This window comes from Pandoraea eparura, assembly GCF_902459725.1.
Classification (GTDB): domain Bacteria; phylum Pseudomonadota; class Gammaproteobacteria; order Burkholderiales; family Burkholderiaceae; genus Pandoraea; species Pandoraea eparura.
This window is the reverse complement of the sequence record NZ_CABPSH010000022.1, coordinates 18,942-28,058: the sequence shown is the minus strand read 5'-3', so window position 1 is coordinate 28,058 and position 9,117 is coordinate 18,942. Positions and strand designations below refer to the sequence as shown.

The window sequence follows — 9,117 nt, the reverse complement described above, 5'->3', positions numbered from 1 at the left end:
GGGCAGCGGAGATTACCGGCACCCCGCCTGCGCTCCACTTGAAAGTCGCTTAGTCGGGGCACCGGCAATCTCCGCCAGTCCATTGCCCGAGTACAACCGTCGTCGGAGGTTCACGTCGTGTTTCACGTGAAACGTTAGCGCGTTGGTCTTGCCTGACTCCAGCACTAGAGGCAGAGGAAGACGCCGTCGGTCGTGGCAACGCCTACACGGAAGTGAATGCGATTGGGTTGGGAACTTGGGCGTTGGAGTGGTGGGGATTGGGGGTGCCCTGATGGAGCGACTTTCAAGTGGAGCGCAATCAGGGTACCCCCAATCCCCACTGCCCGGATGGATGAGAGCACGACACTCGATTGCACGGACGTGGCGTTTCTGCCTATCCGCTTTGCACACGTTCTACGCGAAACCCGTGAAACGAAAACCGCTCCTCAAAATCGAAAGCGGCAGCCCAACGATATGCTTCGCAAACAGCTTATCCACATGCGTGACACTACCCGCGGATTTCGCTTCGGGAATTTGCTTTTCTGTGGATAACCTCAAATGTCATTTCCGCGAGATTCTCGAAAATATCGCGGAACCCCTTATTGCGGCGGTGCGCCATGCGTTTTTGGCCGTTGCAAATATCCACAAGCAACTGTGAATAAGTGACTTCGCCAGCGCTCCCGATAGCACCCACTCACCCCCTCAAAAGAAATAGGGGCGGATATACCCGCATACCGACGCGCGCGAACCGCCGGGCGAAAAAAAACCCGCCAAATTGGCGGGCTTTCCCCTATCACATCCACTCACCTATCGACGCCTTTCAGGCCGCCTTCTTCGCCAACCCGAGATACGTCTCGATGACTTTGGGGTTGCTGGCCAGCTCCTGCGCCGGGCCTTCCAACGCCAGTTCGCCGGTCTCGATCACGTAGCCGTAATCAGCCACCTGCAACGCCGCACGCGCGTTCTGCTCGATCAGCAGCGTGGCGACGCCGGTTTTTCGCAAGTCGTTGATGATATGGAAGATTTCCTTGACGATCAGTGGCGCCAACCCGAGGCTCGGCTCGTCGAGCATCAGCAACTGCGGCTTGGCCATCAACGCACGGCCCACCGCCAGCATCTGGCGCTCACCGCCCGACAAGGTGCCGGCCTGCTGCCCGCGGCGCTCCTTGAGACGCGGGAACAGCGCGTAGACGACTTCCATCTGGTCGAGGAAGTTCTTTTCCCCCGCGCGCTTGCGGCGGTAAGCCCCCAGCAACAGGTTGTCTTCGACGGTCATCGTCGAGAACAATTCGCGCTTTTCCGGTACCAGGCACATGCCACGGGCCACACGGGCTTCGATGCCCAGCGCCGACATTTCGTGACCGAGATAAGCCACGCTCCCACGGCTGGAGCCGTTTTGCGGCAGCGCCCCCATAATGGCGTTGAGCATGGACGACTTGCCCGCTCCGTTAGGGCCGATCACGGTGACGATCTGGCCCGCCCCCACGCGCAGATGCGCACCGTGCACCGCTTCGACTTTGCCGTACGCTACGGCGAGGTCTTTGACCTCAAGAATCGCGTCAGCCATCACTCCACTCCTCCCAGGTACGCTTCGAGCACCGCCGGGTTCTTCTGCACGTCTTCGGGCAGGCCCTCGGCGATCTTGGTGCCGAACTCCATCACGACGAGGTGATCGGTCAGGTTCATGACGAAGTCCATGTCGTGCTCGACGAGCAGCACGCTCATCCCCTCGTCCTTGAGCTTCTTGAGCAGTTCGGCCAGCGCCTGTTTCTCCTTGTAGCGCAGACCGGCCGCGGGCTCGTCGAGCAGCAGCAAGGTCGGATCGCACGCCAACGCCCGTGCAATTTCCAGGATACGTTGCTGGCCAAGCGCCAGGCTGCCCGCCTCGTCGTACATGTGTGCACCCAGACCCACGCGCTCGATCTGTCGCTTGGCTTCGTGCAGCAGCATCGCTTCTTCCTGGCGATCGAGACGCAGCACGCTGGACCACACGCCACCCTGCGGCCGCCGGCGCAGCCCGTTCTTGTCGCGCAGATAGGCGCCGATGGCCACGTTCTCGAGCACGCTCATGTGCGGCATCAAGCGCACGTGCTGGAATGTCCGGCCAATGCCGCGCTTGACGATCTCGCGCGACGGCAACCGGTCGATTCGCTCGCCAAGGAAGGAAATCTCGCCGCGCGTGGCCTGCAACACGCCGGTCACGAGGTTGAACGTGGTGGACTTGCCCGCGCCGTTCGGCCCGATCAGCCCCACGATTTCGCCGGCTTTGACCTGGAACGAGACGTCGTTGACCGCCACGAGACCGCCGAACTCCTTGCGCGCTTTCTCCAGCGTCAGCACCACTTCTCCCACCGCCGGTTTGGCACGATGGCCGAGCGGGTCAGCCTGCTCCGGCGCCTTGGCAACGCGACGCGCCGGGAAGATCTTGCCCAAGAAGGGCCATACACCGTCGCGCGCATATTGCAGCAGCAACACGAGCAACACGCCGAAGACGATGGTCTCGAAGTTGCCGTTCGCCCCCAGCAGCATCGGCAGGATGTTCTGGAGGTAGTCCTTGAGTACGGTCAAGATCGCCGCACCCAGTACCGCGCCCCATACGTGCGAGACGCCGCCCACCACGGCCATGAACAGGTATTCGATGCCGTGGTTCAGGTTGAACGGCGTCGGGTTCACAGCGCGTTGCAGGTGCGCGTACAACCAGCCCGAAATGGCGGCAAGCACGGCGGCGTAGACGAACACGACGACTTTCATCCACGCGGTGTTCACGCCCATCGCCTCGGCCATCACGCCACCGCCCTTGAGCGCACGAATGGCGCGGCCAGGACGCGAATCGAGCAGGTTCTTGACCGACACGACTGCCAGCACGACGACGATCCAGATCAGGTAGTACATCTGACGCCCGCTCGCCAACTCCATGCCGAACAGACGGATGGTCGGGATATCGTTCAGGCCATCGTATTTGCCCAGGAACTCGAGGTTGCCGAACAGGTAGTACAGTGCCAGCCCCCACGCAATCGTACCCAGCGGCAGGAAGTGGCCGGACAGGCGCATGGTGATCGCACCGATGACGAGCGCCGCCGCCGCAGTGATGGCTACACCAACGATCAGGCCGAGCCACGGCGACGCGCCGTAGGCCGTCGTCAGGTAAGCCGTCGCGTACGCTCCCAGGCCCACGAAGGCGGCCTGCCCGAACGATGTCATGCCCGCCACACCTGTGAGCAGCACGAGACCAATGGCAACAATGCTGTACAGGCCGATGTAGTTGAGCAGCGTCACCCAGTATTCAGGCAAACGCACGGGGGCAGGCAGCACCGGCAATACGGCCAGTACGACCAGAAAAATCAGGAAGTATTTGTTTTTCATTCTGTGGTCCGCCCCGGCTTATTCCTCGTCTTCTTCCACATGCTTGCTGGTCAACGACAACCACAGCAGCACGGGAAGGATCAGCGTGAAGACGATGACCTCTTTGTACGCACTCGCCCAGAAGGACGAATACGACTCAAGCAGGCCCACCAGGATGGCGCCGAGCGCCGCGACCGGATAGCTCACCAGACCGCCGATGATCGCGCCCACGAAGCCCTTGAGGCCGATCAGGAAACCCGATTCGTAGTAGATCGTCGTGATCGGTGCGATCAGGATGCCGCACAGCACGCCCAGCGCGGCCGCCAGCGTGAACGCCAGACGCCCCGCCTGCACCGTGCCGATGCCCACGAGCCGCGCGCCCAGCCGGTTCACGGCCGTCGCACGCAACGCCTTGCCCGAGAGCGAACGGTCGAAGTAGAAGTACAACGCCAGAATCATGACGACCGAGACACCCAACACCCACAGGCTCTGGCCGGACACCATCACGGAACCGATGTTGAAGTTGGCGTCGGAGAACGCCTGCGTGCGCGAGCCTTCCGCCCCGAACATCACCAGCCCCAGCCCCGTCAGCGCGAAGTGCACACCCACCGAGACGATCAGCAGCAACAGCGTGCTCGCCTCCGCCAGCGGCTGGTACGCGAGACGATAGAGCATCGGCCCCATCGGTACGACGAGCAGCAGCGTGATGGCAATCTGCACGAGCATCGGCAGCGTCATCGGTGCCAGCATCTTGACGACGAAAAATATGGCAATCGGAAACACCAGATATTTGCCCGCCAGCACCGGCACCAGGCGACCCGCAAGCTTGCGACGCTCGCTGTGACGCAAGACGCCAGCCGTCTCCACGATGAACGTACATATGCCCATCGCCACGAGCAACCAGCTCGTCAGCGGAAACTTCTGAGTTTGCAGTGCCGCCAGCGTGAGCGCACCGTACGACACGAACTCACCCTGCGGAATGAAGATGACGCGGGTGACGGAGAACACCAACACAAGCGCCAATGCCAGCAAGGCATATATCGCACCCGTGGTAATGCCGTCCTGCGCCAGGATGGCTGCAATCGAAAGATCCATGCTCCTCTCACTTCGTTTGAGTACTTCTTGAACCGGCTGGCGAGACAGCCGGTGTGATGCACGGCGCAGCGCGCTGCCACCCCGTTCCCCTTCACTTCCCCTTCACTTCGGTACCCCCCGCGATCCCCGTGCGGCAGTGCAACGAATTATGTATTGTATAAATGATTATGCATTGGTAAAACTCGGGCGACTACTGAGAGATCGACGTCTTGCCTCTCGAAAGGCCGCCGCCCGCCCGATCGTCCGCACCGGCAATAACGGGCGTGCGTCGGTCAACCCCGGCTCCCCGCCGCCCTTCCACATGGGGCCTGGCGTGCCGCAAGCGGTCATTCGTCCGCCTTGCCGCGGCGGCGCGGCTTGGCCGGCAACGACGGCGCGTCGGCCAGCACCTCCGGCGGCAACGCCTCACGTACGACGTCGAGCAGCCGATAGATTTCGGCCAGCGTGTCACGGCCAACCTTGTCTTCGAGGTAGCGGTAGCGCGCCTCGACCAGCGGGCCGAGCTTCTTGCATAGCGCGCGGCTCGATGGGGTAAGCGACACCATCACACGGCGCTGGTCGGCCGCCACCCGGCGGCGCATGACGAGACCGGCTGCTTCCATCCGCTCCAGCATGCCGGACAGGCTCGGGCTGAGAATGCAGCACTCGCGCGCGACCTGTCCGATTTCCATTTCCCCGGATTCGCTATCGTTGACGGCCCGTATGACACGCCATTGCTGTTCCGTGATGTCGTACCGATTGAGCAACGGCCGAAACAGGCCCATTACCGCTTCACGCGTCTGTAACAACACCAGGGATAGGTTTCGGTGTTCGAATTCACCCGTCATGGATTTACGCTCGAAAGGATCGACCGGCCACGCGCCGGCGGCGGCGATCAGGTTGGGACAATGCAGCCTCTCAGGTGCCGCTCGCAAATGCATGTCCTGCCGTCTCTTTGCGAAGCGCGAAACTACCACGCTCAAAAAAAACGGGCGCGAACGCCCGTTCTCCCGGCCCGATCGGTCCAACCGGGCACAGATACCGCAGATCCATCTGAGGTGAGAACGGGGCATGCCTGCGTGCTATAGGCAGCCCCGGCGCACATCAGTTCGCCAATTTCCACTTGCCGTTGACGATTTCCACCATCACGCGCGAGCGCTGGTCCAGACCGTTGTGGTCCTTCGCGCTCATGTTGAAGATACCGGCGGTGCCCGGCATGTCCTTGACGTTCTCGAGTGCTTCGCGCAATGCCGTACGGAATTCGGCCGTGCCCGGCTTGGCCTTCTTCAGCGCGACCGGAATGGCCCTCTGCAACAGCAGACCGGCGTCCCAGGCGTGACCGCCGAAGGTCGAGATCGACCCCGCGCCGTAGGCTTTCTCGTAGATGGCCTTGTAGGCAGCGGCCGACTTCTTCACCGGATTGTCGGCCGGCAGTTGGTCGACGACCAGCAGCGGGCCGGCCGGCAGGTACGTGCCATCGCAATCCTTGCCGCAAACGCGCAGGAAGTCGTTGTTGGCCACACCGTGGGTCTGATACAGCTTGCCCTTGTAGCCGCGCTCCTTGAGCGTGCGCTGCGGCAGCGCGGCCGGCGTGCCCGAACCAGCGATCAGCACGGCATCCGGGTTCGCCGCCATGATCTTGAGCGCCTGGCCCGTCACCGACGTGTCGGCACGATTGAAGCGCTCATTGGCCACGACCTTGATCTTGTTCAGATCGGCCGCCTTCTGGAATTCCCTGTACCAGCCCTCGCCGTAGGCGTCCGAGAAGCCAATGAAGGCGACGGTCTTCACGCCGTTGTCGGCCATGTGCTTGGCGATGGCGGTGGCCATCAGGATGTCGTTCTGCGGCGTCTTGAACGACCACGCGCGCTTGGCATCCACCGGCTCGACAATGGCAGCGCCCGCCGCCATCGAGATCATCGGGGTCTGCGTCTCCGCAGCCACATCAACCATCGCCAGCGAGTTCGGCGTCACGGTCGACCCAAGCACGGCGTCGACGTGATCTTCGCTGATCAGCTTGCGCATGTTCTTGACGGCGGTCGTCGTGTCGGTCGCGTCGTCGAGCAGGATGTACTGTACCGACTGACCTGCAATCGTCTTGGGCAGCAACGAAATGGTGTTCTTCTCGGGAATGCCCAGCGAAGCCGCCGGACCAGTCGCCGACAGCGACACGCCAATCTTCACCTGGGCGCTCGCCAGGCCCGTGGCCAGCATCATCGCCGACGCAACGCACAGCAACTTCAGTTTCATTTGGGTCTCCTCACAAAAATTCTGAATTCGTTCTTCTGACCATTGTTCAACCCGCTGGCCCGAGATTAACCGACCGCGCAGTCGGCAAATTGTCGCCCATCTTACGGGCACCGGCGCCTTCTCGTAAAGTGCGGTTTCCCCACATGTGGCTTCGACCCCTACGAACCGCACCCGGACAGCGCATTGGCGCCGCCTTCTCCCGCGAACGCGGACGTCGCCCGCGCCAGTGCCCTCGGCGGCTCGTCAGCGGCGCACGAACGCGTCATAGCCGGTCTTCACGATCAGCACGGCGAGCACCCCCAGGAACATGCGTCGCACGAAAGCGACGCCATGCTTGAGCGCAAGCCGGCTGCCCACCTGACTGCCCAGCACGTTCATGATCGCCATGCCCAGGCCGACCTGCCACGCAACGTGCCCCTCCATGCCGAACAGCCACAGCGCGGCCAGGTTGGTCGCCACGTTCACGATCTTCGCCGACGCCGAGGCATTGACGAAGTCCTGCCCGAACAATCGGACAAACAGGAAGACGAGAAAGCTACCCGTGCCGGGGCCGAAGAAACCGTCGTAGAAGCCGATGGCGCCGCCCACGACGATGGCCAAGAGGGTCACCCCTGCCCCGCCCGCCACAGGGGCGTGAACCGTCCCGAAATCCTTCTTGCGCAGCGTGTAGATGGCCACCCCGGTCAGCACGAACGGCAGCAGCTTGCGAAGCAGGTCGGCCGGCACATGGGTGACGGCGTACGCGCCGCCAAACGAAAACACGAACGCGGCGACCGTCGCCGGCAGCAGAATGGCCCAGCGCAGTTCAATACCACGCGCGTAGCGCAGCGCGGCCGATGCCGTGCCCCAGATGCCGGCCAGCTTGTTGGTCCCGAACAACAACGGCGGTGCTGCGTTCGGGAAAACGGCAAACAGTGTCGGCACCGAGATCAGACCACCGCCCCCGACCACCGCGTCGACCAGACCGGCAATGAAAGCCCCGCTCGCAAGCACCAGCAAATCGGTCAGCGCCCAGCTCGTCAACATACCGCCCCCTTGTCGGGGTTCAGGCATTCAGGCATTGGGGGAACGTGCGCCGACCGCCAGGGCGCGGAAGGTGCGGAATACGAGACGTGAAGGAGGCAAGACATGCGACCAGGATTGTCAGGGGGCGAGGGAAGAGAATCGAGCATCGGCGTCGAGCATCGACGGATGGCGGCCTCTCACTGCGGCGAAGCGCAATATAAAAAGCGCTGTTGGAGTTCTCTCCAACAGCGCTTCCTTTTTGGCGGTGCGCGTTTTCGCGCTTATTGTCTCCTCGATCCTCGCCCCTATATCCTGCCGTGACGCGAATTGAAGGAGAGAATAAAGGAGCACCCGATGCACCACAAGTCAGCATTTACCCCTACGGATGAGGTTTTTTCCGACACGCATGCGCCAGGGTGATGTGCGCACGCCCCAGGTCGGTGCGCGCGCGCCCCCGTCAAGAAGGTTGCGCCGTCGCGCGTGTGGTGCGGAAAAACCGGCTTCGCGCCACCAGTTCGCCCACCAGGCCACGCCGGAAAGCCAGCACGCAGATGATGAAGATCGCGCCAATGACGATCGTCACCGATTCGCCGAGCGTCTGGAACCAGGTTACGCCCGTGGCCGTCGCCAGCCAGTCGCCGATGTCGCCAAGTTTGTTTTCCAGCACAACGATGACCACGGCACCGACTACCGGCCCGAACATCGTGCCCAGCCCGCCTACGAGCGTCATCAGGATCACCATGCCCGACATCGTCCAGTGCACGTCGGTCAGCGTCTCGAAACCGAGCACCAAGGTCTTGGTCGACCCGGCCAGCGCGGCGAGCGTGGCCGACAGCACGAACGCCAGCAGCTTGAAGCGATCGACGTCGTAGCCGAGCGAAATCGCGCGCGGCTCGTTCTCCTTGATCGCCTTGAGCACCTGACCGAACGGCGAATTCACGATACGCATGATGAGCAGGAAGCCCACCGCGCAGATGGCCAGCACCACGTAGTACAGCGTGAGGTCGGAATCGAGCGACAGCAGCCCGAAGAGGCTACCGCGCGGCACGCCTTGCAGGCCGTCCTCGCCGCCGGTGAATGGGGCTTGCAGACAGAAGAAGTACAGCATTTGCGCCAATGCCAGCGTAATCATCGCGAAGTAGATGCCCTGACGACGGATCGCCAGCAAACCGATGACCAGGCCCAGCACCGCGCCGGCAGCGACGCCCGCGAGAATGCCGACTTCCGGCGTGAAGCCCAGATTACGCACCACATAGCCGGTAACGTAGCCCGCGCTGCCAAAGAATGCCGCGTGGCCGAACGAGAGCAGGCCCGTGAAGCCCAGCAGCAGGTTGAAGGCACAGGCAAACAGTGCGAAGCACAGCACCTTCATGATGAACACCGGATACGCGCCGGCGAACGGCGCGGCAATCAGCGCGAGCAGCAGAAGCGAATAAAGTACCCGTTGTTGCGTCTCTTGTTGCATGG

8 protein-coding genes are annotated in these 9,117 nt (G+C 62.5%); 1 reads left to right on the top strand and 7 read right to left on the bottom strand.

The window, feature by feature from the left end; all coding sequences use genetic code 11:
* Positions 1-406 precede the first annotated feature (406 nt).
* Positions 407-637, top strand: a complete 231-nt coding sequence (locus PEP31012_RS23785; RefSeq protein ID WP_174978370.1) for a hypothetical protein — start codon at positions 407-409, stop codon at positions 635-637.
* A 162-nt stretch (positions 638-799) separates the two neighbouring features.
* Here the strand turns inward: PEP31012_RS23785 and PEP31012_RS23215 are convergent, their stop codons facing one another.
* The 7 genes from PEP31012_RS23215 to PEP31012_RS23185 all read right to left on the bottom strand — a co-directional run bounded on the left by PEP31012_RS23215 (position 800) and on the right by PEP31012_RS23185 (position 9,115).
* A complete protein-coding gene (locus PEP31012_RS23215) occupies positions 800-1,546 on the bottom strand; it encodes an ABC transporter ATP-binding protein (protein ID WP_150591566.1) in 747 nt (248 codons plus the stop codon).
* A complete protein-coding gene (locus PEP31012_RS23210; RefSeq protein ID WP_150591565.1) occupies positions 1,546-3,342 on the bottom strand; it encodes a branched-chain amino acid ABC transporter ATP-binding protein/permease in 1,797 nt (598 codons plus the stop codon). Before PEP31012_RS23210 ends, PEP31012_RS23215 begins: the two co-directional genes overlap by 1 nt.
* An 18-nt stretch (positions 3,343-3,360) precedes the next feature.
* Positions 3,361-4,416, bottom strand: coding sequence for a branched-chain amino acid ABC transporter permease (locus PEP31012_RS23205; RefSeq protein ID WP_150591564.1), 1,056 nt, complete (start codon positions 4,414-4,416; stop codon positions 3,361-3,363).
* A gap of 326 nt (positions 4,417-4,742) precedes the next feature.
* A complete protein-coding gene (hpaR, locus tag PEP31012_RS23200; RefSeq protein WP_150591563.1) occupies positions 4,743-5,243 on the bottom strand; it encodes a homoprotocatechuate degradation operon regulator HpaR in 501 nt (166 codons plus the stop codon).
* A 256-nt stretch (positions 5,244-5,499) separates the two neighbouring features.
* Positions 5,500-6,645 (bottom strand): ABC transporter substrate-binding protein, encoded by a 1,146-nt coding sequence (locus PEP31012_RS23195; RefSeq protein WP_150591562.1) that lies wholly within the window; start codon positions 6,643-6,645, stop codon positions 5,500-5,502.
* A 243-nt stretch (positions 6,646-6,888) separates the two neighbouring features.
* Positions 6,889-7,671 carry a TSUP family transporter gene (locus tag PEP31012_RS23190; protein ID WP_150591561.1) on the bottom strand — a complete coding sequence of 261 codons (783 nt, stop codon included), beginning with the start codon at positions 7,669-7,671 and terminating at the stop codon, positions 6,889-6,891.
* A gap of 436 nt (positions 7,672-8,107) precedes the next feature.
* On the bottom strand, positions 8,108-9,115 hold the full coding sequence (locus tag PEP31012_RS23185) for a branched-chain amino acid ABC transporter permease (protein ID WP_150591560.1): 1,008 nt from the start codon (positions 9,113-9,115) through the stop codon (positions 8,108-8,110).
* Positions 9,116-9,117 lie beyond the last annotated feature (2 nt).